This is a genomic window from Pseudomonas sp. 9.1(2019), from assembly GCF_009910445.1.
GTDB classification, from domain to species: domain Bacteria; phylum Pseudomonadota; class Gammaproteobacteria; order Pseudomonadales; family Pseudomonadaceae; genus Aquipseudomonas; species Aquipseudomonas paraversuta.
The window spans coordinates 290,840-306,492 of sequence record NZ_VBWF01000010.1 but is presented as its reverse complement, the minus strand read 5'-3'; the positions used below and the strand labels follow the sequence as shown (position 1 = coordinate 306,492).

Below are 15,653 nucleotides of genomic sequence, written 5' to 3'. Positions count from 1 at the left end.
TGTTCTATGGCTTATTCGCCGGCCAGTGCCTGTGCACCACGGCTACCCACTACCACCAGCGAGCCATTGGCAGCCAGGGTGGCTCCGGCCACGGGGGCTATATCCTGCTGCGCCAACAGGCGTAACCGCGGGCTGTCGGCCTCACTGAGCAACGCGTGCCCGGCCTGGGTGAACAGTTCGTACTGCCCCTGGGGATTGACGACGGCGGCTGTAATGCTGACTTGCAGGCCACTGCTGAGCGGACTCCAGTGCGCGCCGCCATCGCTGCTGCGCAACACATTGCCCCGCAGGCCGTAGACGATGACCTCGCCGGGTTTGCCGATAACCCCGAAAAAACTGCCCTGATAGGGTGTGTGGATGGCCGCGAAACGCTGCGCGGTTTCATCCCATTTCAGCACCAGCCCCTGCTCACCGGCGATGTACAGCGCGTCGCCGGTGGACGCTATGGCGTTGAGGTGAAAGCCCTGGGGGTTGTCGGTGCGGTCCTGAAAAGGGGTCCAGCTGCGGCCTCCGTCTTCGGTACGCAGGATCAGGTTGAACACGCCGACCACATAACCCAGCCTGTCGTTGGCGAACCACACATCGAGCAGCGGTTTGTCGGCGCCTTCTGCCGCCAGACGCTGACCTTCTGCAACCAGTAATGGCCATTGCTCATTGCCGGGCTCGGCTATGGCCAGAGCGGTGTAATGCTTGATCAGCAAGTCACCGATCTGGCGCCCGTCCAATTGCTTGCGCCAGGTGACCCCAGCGTCACTGCTGTGCAGCACGACACCATCGTTACCCACCGCCCAGCCCTGTGTCGCAGATGGAAAATACACCGCACTCAGATCACTGCTCAGGGGCACGCTGGCCTGGGTCCATTGCTTGCCAGCATCATCGGAATAAAGAATATGGCCACGCTGTCCCACGCTCACCAGACGCTCACCTGCACGGGTGATACCCACCAGCGGGCTGCGTACGGATAACGCGCTGGGTGCCGATGGCAGGTCCAGAACATCCACATAACTGGCGGCATGCGCGCCACCGGGCACCAGCGCCAGCAGTGGCAACAGCAGCGCCAGTTCGAACTTTTTAAGCAAACCCATACCGCACCTTCCATGAAAACAACAGCGCGAGCACCTGGGTGCCTGCGCTGTCGGAGCCGGAAACTCAAGATACACAGCGTTCTTGAAGTCACTCTGGCGGGGCACTACAGCCTTGGGCCCCGGATTTCTTTGAGCGGCTGCCTAGCGAATCCCGGCCCCGGCCAGGGCGTCCGGCGCCCACTGCACTTTCGAGAGCGGGTTGGTGTACTTGATGCCGCCGTACGGGCCGACGATACCGTTGATGTTGTAGTTGCCCCCGACCAGGTCATAAATCATGAAAGGCGAGGTATCCGGGGTCTGTTTGTCGTAGCTCTGGCTGAGGAAGGTGAAGGCACCCCGGTAGAGCTTGCCGCTGGAGTCATATTGGTCGGAGGCCAAAGCGATCCAGCTGTCTTCATCCAGGTAAAAGCGGCGTTTGTGATAGATGTGGCGGGCGCCGGGCTTGAGCGTGGCTTCCACCACCCAGACCCGGTGTTTCTCCCAGCGCACATAGTCCGGGGCAATGTGGTTGGCGGTCGTGAGCGGCCCGGCTTCCTTGGCATAGGTCAGCTTGTAGGTGTTATAGGGCACGATCAGTTCCTGCTTGCCCACCAGCTTCCAGTCGTAACGGTCCAGGGCGCCCATAAAGACGAAGGTATCGTCGTAGGTGTTGGCGCCGGCGGTGCCGGGGTTCGGCGTGTCATAGGCAAGGTCAGGGGCCAGCTTTACCCGCCGCTGACCCGGCAGGTACTGCCAGGCCTTGCGTGGCTGGGTCAACGGGTCGGCAGAATCCCTGAGCATGATGGCTTCACCCGCACGACGCGCAGGGCCGGTGTAATACAGCTTCATCTGGTAAAAAATGTCGGTACTGGCAACCGGCTTTGACATGTTTTCGTAGATCGGATAGTTCATGAATGCCAGCGCCGTGGTGGACAGTGTCGGCACCCCCGCAGCGTCAACGTTCCAGGAGTCATACTTGGTGTTCAGATTGGTACCCAGGTAGCGCAACAGGTGGTTCCACATGGCCTCGCTGCCCGAATGCGGAATCGGGAACGGTACCCCGGGCAGCACGTTATCAATGGCCAGGCCGTCGTTGAGGCTCTTGGCATCGGTGGCGTTTTTCAGGGTATTGGCCAGCACCGGCGCAGGCAGCGATACGGTACGGTGGGTCGGATACACATCGATCCGGTAAGTCGGGTAGCGCCTGGCCAGCTCCACAGTGGTAGCGGTCAGCATTCCCTTGTACTGATCCACGTTTTTGCCATCGATGACCAGCAGCGGTTTCTCATCGGCAAAGGGGTCCGGGCGCATGCTGTCACCGGCTTTGAAACTGGCAGGGGGGACGGTCAGACCGCCCTTGTAGGCCGGGATCGAACCATCGGCATTACCTGCCATTTCGCCGCCCACTCCCGTCAGGCTGGTGCCCAGTTTTGCGGCCTCTTGCGCCGATACGCCGGCTTGAGCCTGGCCGGCAATGATGGCGGCCAGAGAAGCTGCGAGCACAGTACTTAGAAATTTCATCTGAATTCTCTCCACTTGTTTTTATAATTCGAGCGTCAGTCAGAATGTGGCTTTGAACGAGGCAGTGACCATCCCGCGATCCTTGAGCAAAGGCGACAGGCCAGCTTGAGAGGTGATCTGTCCGGGGATGCACTGGTACAGACCGTTGGCCCCCGGGGTGTTGTTATCAAACCCGCTTTCGCAGGTATCGAAAGGGCCAAAGGAGTCGACGTATTTCAGGTCGAGTTTGTACTTCTGGTAGATGTCTGCCGCGACGCCGATCGAGTAGCTGCCGGCATCTTCGTTGCCACCCAACTGCACCGCAGAGTTGCCTTTGAGGCCCACGTTGTAGGAAACCGGCATGGACATATCGACACCCGGGAAGACCTGGAACCAGGTCGGCGCGAAGTTGGCCGCAATGGTGTAAGCGTTGGTATCAACCTTGTCGACGCCCCTGTAGCTGGAGTCGCCCTTGAATGTCTGCTTGCCTTTGTCGACGCTGACCAGGTGGGTCAAGGAACCTTCAACTGCCAGTGAGGAGGCATCCCAGAGCGCTGTCTTGCCAAAAGTCACCAGGCCATTGAGTACCACGTGGAAGGTCTTGCCTCGGGCCAGCCCGGTTTCGCCATTGCCCGGCATGGCGCCGATAATGTTGGCGCCGTTGATCAGGCCCTCACCTGCCTGGGTATCCAGGGTTGAGTTGACCGTGCTGAAGTTACTCACCAGGGGCATGTTTTCGCGGTAGTTCAAGTCAAGGCCGACGCTGACCGGCCCTACACTTTTCGACAGGCTGATGCCGTAGATATCAATGTCATCGGCATAGGCTGTCATGTACTCGACGCCTTGCAGGCCCGCCAAACCCGGCTGGTGCAGGTTGGGTGCATTGATCAGCACCGCCGGCATCGGGTCCGAGGTGTTGCGGTAGTAAAAGCCCAGGGTGCCGTCCAGCCATTGCGGGCTCCACTTGGCCATCAGGCCGAAGTCGCCGGAATTTCGCGGTTTTACATCATGCCCGCGTGGCGCCGCGTAATAGGCCCCGGAGCCGTCCAGCAGGGTCGGCAAGGGCAGCCAGAATACGTCCGCGCCCTCCCCCAGCATGTCGTAGCCGCCCATGTAGGTGCCGCCTTCGGGCAGGCGGGAGTTCTGGAATTCGAGGAAGTATTGGGCGCCCAGAGTCAGCTCCGGGTTGACCGTAAACGACACTGACAACTGGTTGCGCGGCAGGAACAATTCTTTGGTTTCAGTGCCCGGCACGTTATACAGCTTGGCGATGTCCAGTGCCGACTGGCCGTAGTTGATGCCGTTGGCCGCGTTGAACAGGGTCTCGCCCCAGTACACGTTGTGTTTGCCAAGCTTGGCGCTGAGCATCGACTCGTCGCCGATTTCAGTGCTGTAGAACACAAAGGCATCGAGGATTTCCCCCGAGGGGCCGTTGTAATAACGATCGGTATAGTTGCTCAGCCCGTGTCTGCTGGCCGAATGTCCATTGAGCGAGTCACCCGGCTGAATCAGGCCACCGTTTGCAGCGCGGGCCGCTACCAGATTGCCTGCGTTACCCGCTTGTCCCGGGAAAGGGTTGGAGTTTGAACCGACATGGTCGTAAGCATGGTCATACCAGCTTGCGGCGCTGACCCTAAAGCCCATTTTTCCCTGGTAGACCACATCCAGTTCACTTAGCAGATCGACTCGCTGACTCACCGCACTGCCGACGCCAAAGTTCTTGTCGCCGTCGTTGAGGTTGGAGGTGCCGGCAATCTTCGAGTTCTGACCTTCGACGCGCTGGCCATAGCTGGCTTTCAGGGTGTTGTCGAAGCGCACGGCCCAGTCTTCGCTACCATCGGTGAGTTCGAAAGCATAGGCACAAGGCATTGAGGCAAGCAGGATGGCAGTGGTCAGTACGCTGCGACTCGGGCGGCTTTGACCTGTGGTGTTGTGCATTACGTTGTCTCCGTTTTTTTTTGTTTTTGTTTTTGGTTTTAACAACGGCTCACACCCCGGTCCTGGCGGTGATGGGAGCAGACTTCAGGCGGTTTTGCGGTAACTCGATCAGCGGTCCAGCGTGCGGATAAACTCTTCGGCCTGTGGCCACAGGCCGTAACCGGAAGCTGGATTGAGATGGCCGACAGCCCCGAGATTGACCAGCTCGCTGCCCCACTGTCGGGCCATGCGGGTCACGGCCGGCAGACTTGCAAGGTGATCATTGGTGCTGCCAACAACAATCGAGGGGAACCCCAACCGGCCTTTTGGCAGAGGGTCCCAGCCATTGGCCCGCAGGCTTTGCGAGGTTGGATAGCCCAGTGGCCAGACGGCCTCAAGGTCTGGCGGTGCGGCCAGCAATGCGCCCTTGATCGGGCGCTTACTGAGGGCCGCCCAATGCGCGACCATCAGTACCCCGGCGCTGTGGGCGACCAGGATCACCGGGCCGCTGATCGCCTCAAGCTCACGCTCAATCGCATCTACACGAGCCGCCAGACTGAGCTTGTTGTCTTCCAGAGGCGGTACTGAACGGACCTTGTCCAGTCGCGCAGCCAGTAACGTCTGCCAGTGCTGGGGCACGTGATCACGCAAGCCCGGAACAATCAGAATCGTGGTTTCACTCATGGTTCTTTTCACCCTTGAACAAGCCATCGGACAGTTCGCCAACGCGTCGAACCCTTGCCAGAAGCACAGTAAATTTCGCCTTCTGCCAACGCTTCACATTTGGCGTCAGTCACTTCTCTTTTGATGACAGGGCCAGGAATCAAACCCGGAGTTTTACCCGCAGGCGCTTTTCATTACACGACCAAACCTCTATAAATGGCAGCCAGTCGTTGTCGCGAGACCTCATTTGTCAGCAAATGGAAGCCAGACACCCCATGACCGTTCTAGCCCGATCCGCAGCACTGACCAACTATCTGGAAGTGACCCGTCATCTGCGCTTGAACGTCAATGCGCTGCTGGCCCAAGCCGGATTGAGCCCTGCGATTCTCAACGATCCCAAGCAACGCATCCCGGCAAGTTCGGTGGTCAGTCTGCTGGAGCACTCAGCGCAAATGAGTGGTTGCCAAACCCTTGGCCTGCGCATGGCCGAGTTACGGCAGCTGTCGGATTTTGGTGAAGTGAGCCTGCTGCTCAATCTTCAGAACAGTCTGCGCGACGCCTTGAAAGTGATTGTGCAGTACCGGCACCTGCTCAATGACTCACTGGCAATTTTCATTGAGGAAAGCGGCAAGACGGTGATCATTCGCGAGGAACTGATCACCGAGGTGGCTGCCGGTAACCGTCAGTCCATCGAACTGGCCATCGCTGTGATGTATCGTTTTTGCGCGGCCCTGCTTGGCGCGCACTGGCACCCGATAAATGTCTGCTTCACCCATGAAGCCCCCGAGGATCTGACCGTGCACCGGCGTATCTTCGGCTGCAAAGTGGAGTTCGGTTGTGAGTTCAACGGCATCATTTGCCCCGCCACCGACCTTGACACTGCCAACCCTCTGGCCAATGAGGCCATGGCTCGCCACGCGCAGCGCTACCTGGACTCGCTACAGGGCAAAAGCAATCACTCGCTGGCATTTGACGTCCGCAAATCCATCTACCTGCTGCTGCCCATGGGCCGCGCCACCATTGAGCAAATTGCTCAAAGCCAGGGTATGAACGTACGCACCCTGCAACGCCGCCTGGAAGAAGACGGCGCCAGTTTCAGCGAGCTGATCAATATCGTGCGTCGCGACCTGGTGATTCGTTACCTGGAGAACCCCGGCTATTCCCTGGGACGCATTACCGACATGCTCGGTTACTCCATGCCCAGTTCATTCACCCGCTGGTTCATTTCGCAGTTCGGCCAGCCGCCGGCCGTCTGGCGCAGTGAACGCATGATTGCGCCGCGCAAAGATCACTGAGGGCCCGCCAGCGACGGGTTTGCTGCCAACACCGCCATGCAATAAAAAAACGGCCGCCGGTAATTAGCCGCGACCGTAAAAGGAGCAATTGCGTAACGGTTTACATGCCCCAGTGCATCAGTACCAGCACCAGGATGACGAGGAATATGGTTTCCCCCAGCATCAGTAAAATGGGTTTGATCCCCACTGCGGCCAGTTCCTTGAGCTGAGTTTTCATACCCAGGGCACTGATAGCCACCACCAGACTCCAACGGGACAATTCGTTGGTGAAGTTCTGCACTGCGGGGACCACCCAGCCGGTACTGTTGATACAGGCCAGTATCAGGAAGCCCACGGCAAACCAGGGCAGCAGTGGCGGCCGTTTGCCGGTGGGATCGGCTCCCTGCATGCGGGTAATCATGGCTGCGCACACAATCACCGGCAGCAGCATGGCTACGCGCATCAGCTTGACCACGGTGGCGGTATCGCCGGTCTCGGTCGACATGCTGTAGCCGGCACCCACCACTTGAGCCACATCGTGAATGGTGGCGCCAAGGAAAACACCGGCCATCTGGGGCGACAGCTCAAGCCAGTTGGCAATCATCGGATAGACGATCATGGCCATGGTCGACAGGGCTGACACACCAATTACAGTGAACAGCGTTGCCCGCTCCTTCTGCGGATGGTTAGGCAAAGCCGCGGCCAGCGCCAGTGCTGCCGAAGCCCCGCAAATCGCAGTGGCCCCGCCGGTGAGCATGCCGAACAAGCGTTGAAAGCCCATGGCTTTGGCGGCGACTACCGACACCAGGATGGTCACCACCACCAGGGTCACCACCAGCGCCACCGGTTTCCAGCCCATGGCGACGATCTGCTCCAGCGTAATGCGCATCCCTAACAGCGCTACGCCTATGCGCAACACCGTCCGCGCGGTGAACTCGATACCAGGCTTGCAGATGCTGTCCGCCGCTAGAAAATTCAACGCCATACCCAGCAACAGTGCGAACAGCATCACCGGGGCACCGTAGTGTTCGGAGAGAAAACTTGCTGCTGCAGCCACAATCAGGCTGACGATAAAACCGGGGGCCAGTTCACGCACGCGGCTGTGCGCCGCAGTGAGGGCAACCACACTCATGCTGCGCCCTCCCCGGCCACCACCACATATACCTGGCCGTTAACCACTTCCACCGGGTAGTTGGGGACTTTCAGGCCGGTGGTATTGAGCAGGTAGCCGCTGCTCAGATCAAAGCGCAGGCCATGGGCACAACACTGAATGACTCGGCCCTCCAGGCGGCCGGCACACAGAGATGCCCCCTGGTGCGGACAACTGTCGTCTATGGCATAGAGCTGGCCCGCGACATTGAACAACGCCAGGCTGTTGCCTTCGGCCTCGAACAGCGCCCGCTTATCAAGTGCCGGGACCTTTTGCGCAGGTACCGCTATGCGCCGGCTCATAGGCTTGGGCTCCTGTTTGTGTCCTGCTCTAGGGCTTGCTCCATGGCCTGCAACAATAGCTGCGGCGGCTGCGCACCACTGACCTCGATGCGCCGGTTGAAGATGAAGTACGGCACACCTCTGGCAGGCATGCCGTTATCGTCCAGGGGGGTCGCATCAGCGCTCAGGCAGTCGGCCAAAGCGTCTTGCGGATAGCCACACTCCTGCGCCATGGCCAGCAGGACGGCCGGATCTGCGAGGTTTTTGCCGTCATGGAAATAGGCATCGAAGAGTTTTTCCAGCAAGGCATTGCGCCGGGCAGCTCCGCCCAGTGCCGAGGTGTGCTGCAACAGGCGATGGGCAGTGGCTGTATTGGGCATGACGTCGATGCCGCTCAGATCAAGGCTCAGCCCGGCATCGGCCGCAGCCTGTTGTACCTGTGCCTGACGCATGCGTACAGCTTCGGCGCTGCCCAGGCGATGGCGGTAAAACTCGGCAAATGGCACGCCCTGTGGCGGCAGGTGCGGCAATAACTGCACGCCATGCCAGGCAAGCTCCTGCTGCACATCCGGACGCCTGATTCGCAGCAGGTCAAGGGCGCGCTCCAGATGACGCTTGCCAATCAGGCACCAGGGGCAAATAAAGTCGAAGAACACATCGATACGCAAAGTGGCGCTCACGATAAGACCTCACACGGGGATTTGCCGGGCGCTTGAGCGACATGCTCCTCCTTTGAACGGGCGACATCATTGAGATAGTGATGGCGGGTGTAGAAGAAGACTGCCGCTGCCGCAACACTCATCAGTGGTACCCACTGCAAGGCTGCATGCAGGCCGATAATGTCCGAGACCCGGCCGGTGATCAGTGGCCCCGGGGCCAGGCCCAGCAGGTTGTTGACCAGCGTCAGAGTGGCGAATGCGGTGCCGTGTACCGAGTAATGGGTCAGGTTCGCCACCATGGCTGCGGCTGTACCGTTGGTACCCGCAACCACCAGCATGCCCATACCGATCAACAGTAATTGCACGGGGCCTGGAGGCAGCAACAATGCCACCGAGAGCAACAGGCAACTGCTCAGGCAGTAAACAATGGATATTTCGATTTTGCGCAGCGGTGACTGACGGCACAGGCGATCACTGAGCATCCCGCACATGACGGCTCCGGCTCCGCAACACAGCACCATGATCGCTGCCACACTGCCTGCCCGGGCCTCGCCCATTGCGTAATAACGGTTGAGGTAGCTGGGCATCCACACGATCAGGGTGCCGGAAACAAAAATCTGCAAGCCACTGCCAATGTAAGCGCCAATCACAGAGCGGGTGCTGTACAAGGTGCGTAACGAATTTTTGAGCGCCGTCGGAGTCTTGCTGCGTGTGCGGTTCAGGCGTTGCGGGGAAATCCGCGACTCCTTTACGATGAGCGGATATAGCGCCGCCAGTATCAGGCCAAATAACGCCATGCTGGCGAATGACCAGCGCCAGCCCAGTTTCGCGGCAATCGCCCCGCCCAGGGCAATGCCCAGTACGGATCCAAACAGCCCGCCTGCCATAAAGGCGCTGGCCAGGGTTGCACGCATGGTTTTGGGAAACACCGATACCACCACGGCGATACCGACGCTGCCGTAGGCCGCCTCCCCGACACCCACCATGAAGCGCGCAATCAGCATGTGCTGATAGTTTTCTGCCAGGGCGCAACCCAGGGTGGCGAGGCTCCACAGCAAGGCCATCAGCGCCAGACTTCTAACGCGACCGAAGCGGTCGGCCATCAATGACAGGGGGAACGTCAGCAGACCGACCATCAAGGCGACAATGCCACTGAGCAGACCCAGTTGCCCGTCACTCAATGCCCACTCCTGTTTCAAGGTCGGGAATACCGCGTTGAGTACCTGGCGTGACATGTAATCGGAAATCAACAAGCCAAACGTCAGAGCAAACACTATCCAGGCGTACCGGCGTGGAATACCGGCGGACGTATCTTCTTCATCGCCCACAGCACTGTGGTGATAGGCCATGCTGCCTCCTCGGTGTCTTGCACCTGTTTTGTTATTATTTTTTGGTATTGCGTAACGCTTGAAACTGAGCGGGGGCAAGACCCAAAGTGGTCCTGCCCCCGCGTTTCCTGACAATTAACCGCGCTGAGGTACACCCTTTTGCCCGGGCTTGCGGTTCGGTGCCATACCGTTGGCCAGCAGGGTCTGTTCAATGCTGTCGTACTGCACACCGATGCGATAAATCTCGCGCGCTTGCTTCCCGGTGGCAATTTCACGCCCCAGCTCGTGGGCGATACGCACTGTTTGCTGGATCTGCTGCACCGAGGTAAAGCGCTTTCCATGCTGGTCAATGATGGTGTCTTCAGTGCCCACACGCGCATGCAAACCCATGGCCAGAGCCATGGTGTTGAGGGGCAGCATATTCTTCATCAGCGACTCGGACGTCAAGGTGCAGCCATCAGGTACGCGATTGATAAAGTTGAACATATTGAACGGGTTGGGACCGTCGAAGCCGCCACCGATACCGATCCACGTCAGGTTCAGCGGGCCTTTATACAGACCTTTGCGCACCATTCGCTCAAGGGTTTCGTAAGAGTGAATACCGGTCAGCTGGAAGTGCGGTTGAATGTTGTTGGCTTGTAGACGCTTGAGGTGCTCGGTCACCCAGGCCGGACCTGCCGGCACGGTCATTTCGCTGTAGGCCGCTTCGATGATGGGGTCGGCCAGTGAGGTGCCTTCCCGATATTCGGGGTACAGCAACTCCATGATATTCATCTGAATTGTATTGATCGCCACGGTGACCTGGTCGGGCTTGGGCGACAGCTCCGCGAGCATGTGCCGGGTATCGTCGGACAGCCACAGGGCCGCCTCGCCATCGCTTTCCGGCGCAAAGGAAATCGAGCCCCCTACCTGAATGATCATGTCCGGAACAGCTTCGCGCACCCCGCCAATCAGTTCGTTGAACTTGGACAAGCGCTTGGAACCTTTCCCGTCCAGCTCACGGACATGCAAGTGCAGCACGGTGGCGCCTGCTTCATAGCAGTCCACGGCTATTTGTACCTGCTCATCCATGGTCACCGGGATGTCCTGGGGGAAGTCTTCGGGCATCCATTCCGGGGCATAAGGGGCGACGGTAATGACCACCTTTTCCATGTTTTCCGGATGCAGGGAATCGTCGAAAAATTGCATGTTCGTCTCCTTTTTTTTATTTTTGCCTGCCCAACGGACGGTGCTGGTACGGGCGTTTACCTGATTACAGGGGGGGCTCAGTAGGTCTTTTCGCCGATGATGCCGGCGCGTTCCATTTTTCGATGGCAGGCGGGGTAGTCCATCACTGCATAGTGCTGGGTACTGCGGTTATCCCAGATCGCGATGCTGTTGGGCTTCCAGCGCCAGCGCACCTGGTACTCGGGAATACTGGCCTGGCTTATCAGGTAGCGCAGGAGTTCGGGCGCGCCCTGGCTGAAGTCCTGGCCATAACGCACACGCGCAGCGGTGTGATAGTTGCTGAAGTGGGTCGTGAAACCATTGACGAACAACACCTTCTCACCGGTCTCTGGATGTGTACGCACCACTGGATGTTCTGCGTCCGGGTACTGGGCCTTGAGTGCCAGGCGTTTTTCGATGGGCATGGCGGCGCCGAAGGTCGCTTCGATGCTATGCCGTGCACGCAGGCCTTCAAGCTTGGCTTTGACATCGTCCGGCAGGCGCTCGTAAGCCACCACCATGTTGGCCCACATGGTGTCGCCCCCTACTGGAGGACACTCCACACAGCGCAGCACGCAGCCCATCGGCGGCGCCTCGCGCCAGGTGGCATCGGTGTGCCAGGAGTTCTCGTAACGGTCAACCGGGCTGTCGGGTTTTTTGTAGACTTGCACGAGCCCCGGGTGGTCCGGATGACTGCCAATCACGGGGTGGTCTTCCAGCTCGCCGAAGCGTCGGGCAAAGGCCACATGCTCGGCGCGGCTGATGTCCTGGTCCCTCAGGAACAGCACCCGATGCTTGAGCAGCTGGGCACGGATCTCTGCGAACAGACCCGCGTCATGTATGGCCTCGGCCAGGTTTACACCAAAGAGTTCTGCGCCGATATTGCAGCTAAGTTGCTCAACTTGCATGACTGACGCCCCCCTTAGATCACGAAGATTGAAGAGCCCGTGGTCTTGCGCGATTCCAGATCCCGGTGGGCCTGCACCGCGTCCTGCAAACTGTAATGCTGATTGATCTCGATCTTGATTTGACCGTTTCCAACCAGATCAAACAGTTCGCCGGCCAGATCGGCCTTTTCTGCCGGGTCAGCAATGTAATCGGCAAGTGCCGGGCGAGTCAGGTGCAGCGAACCTTTGATTGCCAGCAATACCGGGTCGAAAGGCGGGATCGGGCCGGATGCAGTGCCAACACAGACCATCAAGCCACGGCGCTTGAGGGAGTCCAGCGAGCCCGCGAAGGTGTTTTTGCCGACACTGTCAAACACCACGTTTACGCCAACGCCGCCGGTCAACTCACGTACCCGTTTGGCGACGTCTTCGTGGCTGTAATTGATTACATGGTCGCAACCATGGGCACGGGCTACCTCGCCTTTGGCATCGCTGGACACAGTGCCTATGACTTTGAGTCCCAGCAGTTTTGCCCACTGCGAAACAATCAGGCCGACGCCTCCGGCTGCGGCGTGCAGCAAGATACTGTCGCCAGCCTTGAAGTCATAGATACGGCGCATCAAATAGGCAGAAGTGAGCCCGCGCATGGTCATTGCGGCGGCGGTCTCAAATGAAATGCTTTCGGGCAGTTTGATCAGGGGCGCTGCGGAGATCAGGCGTTCTGTGCTGTAGGCACCCAGGGTGTTGAGAAAGCCGGTGTAGGTGACACGATCGCCTACAGCTACATTGCTCACGCCCTCACCCACTGCCACTACGATGCCGGCGGCTTCCACACCCATGCCATTGGGCATCGGGATCGGGTAAGTGCCGTTGCGGAAATAGGTATCGGCATAGTTCAGACCGACAGCGACCTGGCGTAGCCGAACTTCACCCGGACCCGGGTCGCCCACTTCGGCCTCTTCAAGGCGAAGAACCTCGGGACCTCCGGTTTCATAAAAACGTACTACTTGGGCCATGCTTATTTTTCTCCAATCAACGTTCTGGATGCGCTACGGCGATTTACGTTGATTGGAATGTAAGCTGCGGGTTGTCGGCGTGCTTCTCATCAGACGACAGCCTCTTTTCATTTCATGACAGGGATCCAAACCTGTCAGCTGTCGTGCTCCGGCTTTTAAGCGGCCCTGCAGTGATTTGGCTTCATGCTCCCTCAGCCGAACCGGTGCGTTTGATGGCGCCATGGGGCAACTCAACCTGCGCGATGAGTCCACCGCCCATACGGTTTCGCAACAGCAGCTCGCCACCGTGCTGGCGCGCCATTGCCCGGGCCGAGGACAGACCAAGCCCTACGCCACCGGAGTCGCGATTGCGCGAGGGCTCAAGCCGGAAGAACGGAACGAATACGTTCTCCAGTTCCGAATCGGCAATCCCCGGTCCTTCATCGCTTACCTCGATACACACCGAAGTCTGGCCATTGATCAGTTCGATGCGTGGATGCCGGGCATACTTCACGGCGTTTTCCAGCAAGTTGGCGGTCATTCGCTTGATGCCCACCGGGCGGCCGAAATACACCAGGTGGGCAGGCCCTGAAAAAACCACGTCGATCCCCTGATCGCTGTAGTCATCGATGACCGTCTGCAGCAGTTCGGAGAGGTCAAAACTGGTGGCTTGCTCGCGCAGGGTCTCGTCGCGGAAAAAGCCCAGGGCGGAGTTGATCATCGATTGCATTTCATCGGTGTCGCGGATCAATTTGCGTTGCTGGTCAATATCTTCAATGAACTCACAACGCAGCCGTATGCGGGTCAATGGCGCACGCAAGTCGTGGGAAATTGACGCCAGCATGAGGGTGCGTTCGGCAATGAATTGCTGGATTTTCGCCTGCATGGTGTTGTAGGCCATGATCGCCTGGCGTATTTCACGGGGGCCTTCGATGTCAATGGCGGGGGCATCAAGGTCGGTACCGAAGCGTTGTACGGCACTGGTAAAACGCTGCAGCGGGTCAGCCAGCTGGCGTGTGGCGAACCGCGCTACCAGCCAGGCGGCAAGAAGCCCCAGGGCAATAACCACGGCAAAACGCAATGCAGCACTCATTCCCCAACTGCGTTGCGGAGGGGTAAACGACAACCAGCTGCCGTCGTTCAGTTGCACCAGCATGGCATAACGCGCTTGCGGGCTTTCGCTAGGCCAGTTGGCGGGCTGGAAGACTTCTATCCTGTGTTCGGTATTGTCCAGCAATCGATGCAGAACCGGCGACTGGTTCTGGTCGATGGCGGTGCCGATTGCCGGAAGTCCGAAGCTGCTCCGGTGTTCGCTCCATAGCACCCCGAGTGATGGATTGCTCGCCGCAGCCGAGAGCTGCTCCCGCAGTTGTGGCGGAGCAGCCTGGATGATGCGGGTAGTGGTCGCGACCTGATCCAGCAAGCCGATTTGATCCACTGGCGGTTTGGCCCAGACCCCGGCGACCTGCACAAACAGGGCATAGAGCACCAGCGAAGCGAGCATCGCCGCGACAATGGTCAGGGCAATCCGGCGTCTGAGGGTGTCAGCGTGGGCAATCAGACTCATCACGTGCGCGTCACCTTTGCGTTGAACAGGTAGCCGCCGTTACGCACGGTACGAATCAGGTCCGGACGCTTGCTGTCCGGTTCTATTTTGCGTCTCAGGCGGCTTACCTGCACGTCAATGCTGCGGTCAAAGGCTTCGTGATTATTGCCCCGCGTCAGGTCGATCAATTGTTCGCGGGAGAGGATGCGTTCAGGGTGTTCGAGAAAGACCACCAGTAAATCGAACTCACCGCCCGAGAGCGGAATCATGACATCGGCAGACGAACGCAACTCGCGGCGTGTTACGTCCAGGTGCCAGCCCGCAAAGCTGATCACCAGCCGTGTGTCTTCATTACGGGCTCTTACCGGATCACTGGCGCGACGTAGAACTGCCCGCAGGCGGGCCAGCAACTCGCGAGGATCAAAAGGCTTGGTCAGGTAATCATCGGCACCCAGTTCCAGGCCAACAATGCGGTCACTCAGCTCGCCCATGGCAGTCAGCATCACAATTGGAATGCCGGTGTTCAGGCGTAATTTTTGACAGAGGCTGAGCCCGCCTTCTCCGGGAAGCATCAGATCGAGAATGATGAGGTCCGGCCGCTGGCGCCCGATGGCCGCCCACATGGCTTCTCCGTGGGTGACCAGTTCCACTTCATAAGCATGCAAGAGAAAGAACTTCTCCAGCAGTAATAGGATTTCCACATCGTCGTCGACGATCAGCAGCCTGCTCACATTAGCGATCCATGGGTAAATAAGGGGGGGCTATCTAAAACCATTCTGGCGTCAGGGTCATATATTTCAATCGTGAAACATTGCGCCTGTATGCGCATAAACCAGACATCTCCCGGCAAAACCCCTCAGGCAAACTGCGGGCAATTCATTCCGGGATGCCCTCGATGCCGACCTTGAGCAGCAAGGCCCAAAGCGCCAACGCTTTGATTCTGAACCAGCGCACCAGCAAAGTCTGGCGCACCGATCCAGTGCTTTTCCAGGAGTCTCGCCTGACGCTGTCCAGCGACCAGAAATCCATCGTTCTGGTCCGCTATATCGAGACTTACAGCCCGCAGTGCAGCCAGTGGGTGGAGTACTGCCACTCAATACCTGTTGCCGAGCTTACCCAATGGGTCATGGCCCATGGCGAACTGCATATAAATGGTTGCGAAAGCGGCACAGACGCTTGAGCA

General features: G+C 58.9%; 15 protein-coding genes. 2 read left to right on the top strand and 13 right to left on the bottom strand.

Annotated features, from left to right (window positions below; genetic code table 11):
* Window positions 1–11: 11 nt before the first annotated feature.
* From FEZ21_RS14870 to FEZ21_RS14855, 4 genes are all read right to left on the bottom strand, one after another.
* Window positions 12–1,085, bottom strand: a complete 1,074-nt coding sequence (locus FEZ21_RS14870; protein WP_160627642.1) for a YCF48-related protein — start codon at window positions 1,083–1,085, stop codon at window positions 12–14.
* A gap of 141 nt (window positions 1,086–1,226) precedes the next feature.
* Complete coding sequence (locus FEZ21_RS14865; protein WP_003445560.1) at window positions 1,227–2,585, bottom strand: DUF1329 domain-containing protein; 1,359 nt, start codon at window positions 2,583–2,585, stop codon at window positions 1,227–1,229.
* A gap of 39 nt (window positions 2,586–2,624) precedes the next feature.
* The gene (locus FEZ21_RS14860) at window positions 2,625–4,502 is read right to left on the bottom strand and encodes a DUF1302 domain-containing protein (RefSeq protein ID WP_003445558.1); all 1,878 of its coding nucleotides are present in this window, start codon (window positions 4,500–4,502) and stop codon (window positions 2,625–2,627) included.
* Window positions 4,503–4,610: 108 nt separating this feature from the next.
* Window positions 4,611–5,165 carry an alpha/beta hydrolase gene (locus tag FEZ21_RS14855; protein ID WP_010656499.1) on the bottom strand — a complete coding sequence of 185 codons (555 nt, stop codon included), beginning with the start codon at window positions 5,163–5,165 and terminating at the stop codon, window positions 4,611–4,613.
* A 254-nt stretch (window positions 5,166–5,419) separates the two neighbouring features.
* Here FEZ21_RS14855 and FEZ21_RS14850 point away from each other — a divergent pair, with 254 nt between their 5' ends.
* Entirely contained in the window at window positions 5,420–6,439 is a 1,020-nt protein-coding gene (locus FEZ21_RS14850; protein ID WP_160627640.1) for an AraC family transcriptional regulator, read from the top strand.
* Between the two features lie 100 nt (window positions 6,440–6,539).
* On the opposite strand, the gene FEZ21_RS14845 is transcribed toward FEZ21_RS14850, so the two are convergent.
* The 9 genes from FEZ21_RS14845 to FEZ21_RS14805 all read right to left on the bottom strand — a co-directional run bounded on the left by FEZ21_RS14845 (window position 6,540) and on the right by FEZ21_RS14805 (window position 15,201).
* Complete coding sequence (locus FEZ21_RS14845; protein WP_003445553.1) at window positions 6,540–7,550, bottom strand: YeiH family protein; 1,011 nt, start codon at window positions 7,548–7,550, stop codon at window positions 6,540–6,542.
* Window positions 7,547–7,870, bottom strand: coding sequence for a Rieske 2Fe-2S domain-containing protein (locus FEZ21_RS14840; RefSeq protein ID WP_010656500.1), 324 nt, complete (start codon window positions 7,868–7,870; stop codon window positions 7,547–7,549). The genes FEZ21_RS14845 and FEZ21_RS14840 overlap by 4 nt, the downstream gene beginning before the upstream one ends.
* A complete protein-coding gene (locus FEZ21_RS14835) occupies window positions 7,867–8,529 on the bottom strand; it encodes a DsbA family protein (protein WP_003445550.1) in 663 nt (220 codons plus the stop codon). Before FEZ21_RS14835 ends, FEZ21_RS14840 begins: the two co-directional genes overlap by 4 nt.
* On the bottom strand, window positions 8,526–9,857 hold the full coding sequence (locus FEZ21_RS14830; RefSeq protein WP_160627638.1) for an MFS transporter: 1,332 nt from the start codon (window positions 9,855–9,857) through the stop codon (window positions 8,526–8,528). The genes FEZ21_RS14835 and FEZ21_RS14830 overlap by 4 nt, the downstream gene beginning before the upstream one ends.
* Window positions 9,858–9,971: 114 nt before the next feature.
* Window positions 9,972–11,024: a 3-keto-5-aminohexanoate cleavage protein gene (locus tag FEZ21_RS14825; protein ID WP_003445546.1), complete on the bottom strand. Its 1,053-nt coding sequence runs from the start codon at window positions 11,022–11,024 to the stop codon at window positions 9,972–9,974.
* 77 nt (window positions 11,025–11,101) lie between these two features.
* The gene (locus FEZ21_RS14820) at window positions 11,102–11,950 is read right to left on the bottom strand and encodes a TauD/TfdA family dioxygenase (protein ID WP_160627636.1); all 849 of its coding nucleotides are present in this window, start codon (window positions 11,948–11,950) and stop codon (window positions 11,102–11,104) included.
* A gap of 14 nt (window positions 11,951–11,964) precedes the next feature.
* The gene (locus tag FEZ21_RS14815; RefSeq protein ID WP_160627634.1) at window positions 11,965–12,945 is read right to left on the bottom strand and encodes a quinone oxidoreductase; all 981 of its coding nucleotides are present in this window, start codon (window positions 12,943–12,945) and stop codon (window positions 11,965–11,967) included.
* A gap of 181 nt (window positions 12,946–13,126) precedes the next feature.
* On the bottom strand, window positions 13,127–14,491 hold the full coding sequence (locus FEZ21_RS14810) for an ATP-binding protein (RefSeq protein ID WP_160628143.1): 1,365 nt from the start codon (window positions 14,489–14,491) through the stop codon (window positions 13,127–13,129).
* Window positions 14,491–15,201 carry a response regulator gene (locus FEZ21_RS14805; RefSeq protein ID WP_003445542.1) on the bottom strand — a complete coding sequence of 237 codons (711 nt, stop codon included), beginning with the start codon at window positions 15,199–15,201 and terminating at the stop codon, window positions 14,491–14,493. Before FEZ21_RS14805 ends, FEZ21_RS14810 begins: the two co-directional genes overlap by 1 nt.
* Before the next feature lie 164 nt (window positions 15,202–15,365).
* Here FEZ21_RS14805 and FEZ21_RS14800 point away from each other — a divergent pair, with 164 nt between their 5' ends.
* Window positions 15,366–15,650 carry a hypothetical protein gene (locus FEZ21_RS14800; protein WP_010656504.1) on the top strand — a complete coding sequence of 95 codons (285 nt, stop codon included), beginning with the start codon at window positions 15,366–15,368 and terminating at the stop codon, window positions 15,648–15,650.
* Window positions 15,651–15,653 lie beyond the last annotated feature (3 nt).

Excerpts from the sequence above, each read along its gene's own strand:
- FEZ21_RS14870 (WP_160627642.1), bottom strand. The coding sequence starts at position 1,085 with ATGGGTTTGCTTAAAAAGTTCGAACTGGCGCTGCTGTTGCCACTGCTG.
- FEZ21_RS14865 (WP_003445560.1), bottom strand. The coding sequence starts at position 2,585 with ATGAAATTTCTAAGTACTGTGCTCGCAGCTTCTCTGGCCGCCATCATT.
- FEZ21_RS14860 (WP_003445558.1), bottom strand. The coding sequence starts at position 4,502 with ATGCACAACACCACAGGTCAAAGCCGCCCGAGTCGCAGCGTACTGACC.
- FEZ21_RS14855 (WP_010656499.1), bottom strand. The coding sequence starts at position 5,165 with ATGAGTGAAACCACGATTCTGATTGTTCCGGGCTTGCGTGATCACGTG.
- FEZ21_RS14850 (WP_160627640.1), top strand. The coding sequence starts at position 5,420 with ATGACCGTTCTAGCCCGATCCGCAGCACTGACCAACTATCTGGAAGTG.
- FEZ21_RS14845 (WP_003445553.1), bottom strand. The coding sequence starts at position 7,550 with ATGAGTGTGGTTGCCCTCACTGCGGCGCACAGCCGCGTGCGTGAACTG.
- FEZ21_RS14840 (WP_010656500.1), bottom strand. The coding sequence starts at position 7,870 with ATGAGCCGGCGCATAGCGGTACCTGCGCAAAAGGTCCCGGCACTTGAT.
- FEZ21_RS14830 (WP_160627638.1), bottom strand. The coding sequence starts at position 9,857 with ATGGCCTATCACCACAGTGCTGTGGGCGATGAAGAAGATACGTCCGCC.
- FEZ21_RS14825 (WP_003445546.1), bottom strand. The coding sequence starts at position 11,024 with ATGCAATTTTTCGACGATTCCCTGCATCCGGAAAACATGGAAAAGGTG.
- FEZ21_RS14820 (WP_160627636.1), bottom strand. The coding sequence starts at position 11,950 with ATGCAAGTTGAGCAACTTAGCTGCAATATCGGCGCAGAACTCTTTGGT.
- FEZ21_RS14815 (WP_160627634.1), bottom strand. The coding sequence starts at position 12,945 with ATGGCCCAAGTAGTACGTTTTTATGAAACCGGAGGTCCCGAGGTTCTT.
- FEZ21_RS14810 (WP_160628143.1), bottom strand. The coding sequence starts at position 14,491 with ATGAGTCTGATTGCCCACGCTGACACCCTCAGACGCCGGATTGCCCTG.
- FEZ21_RS14800 (WP_010656504.1), top strand. The coding sequence starts at position 15,366 with ATGCCGACCTTGAGCAGCAAGGCCCAAAGCGCCAACGCTTTGATTCTG.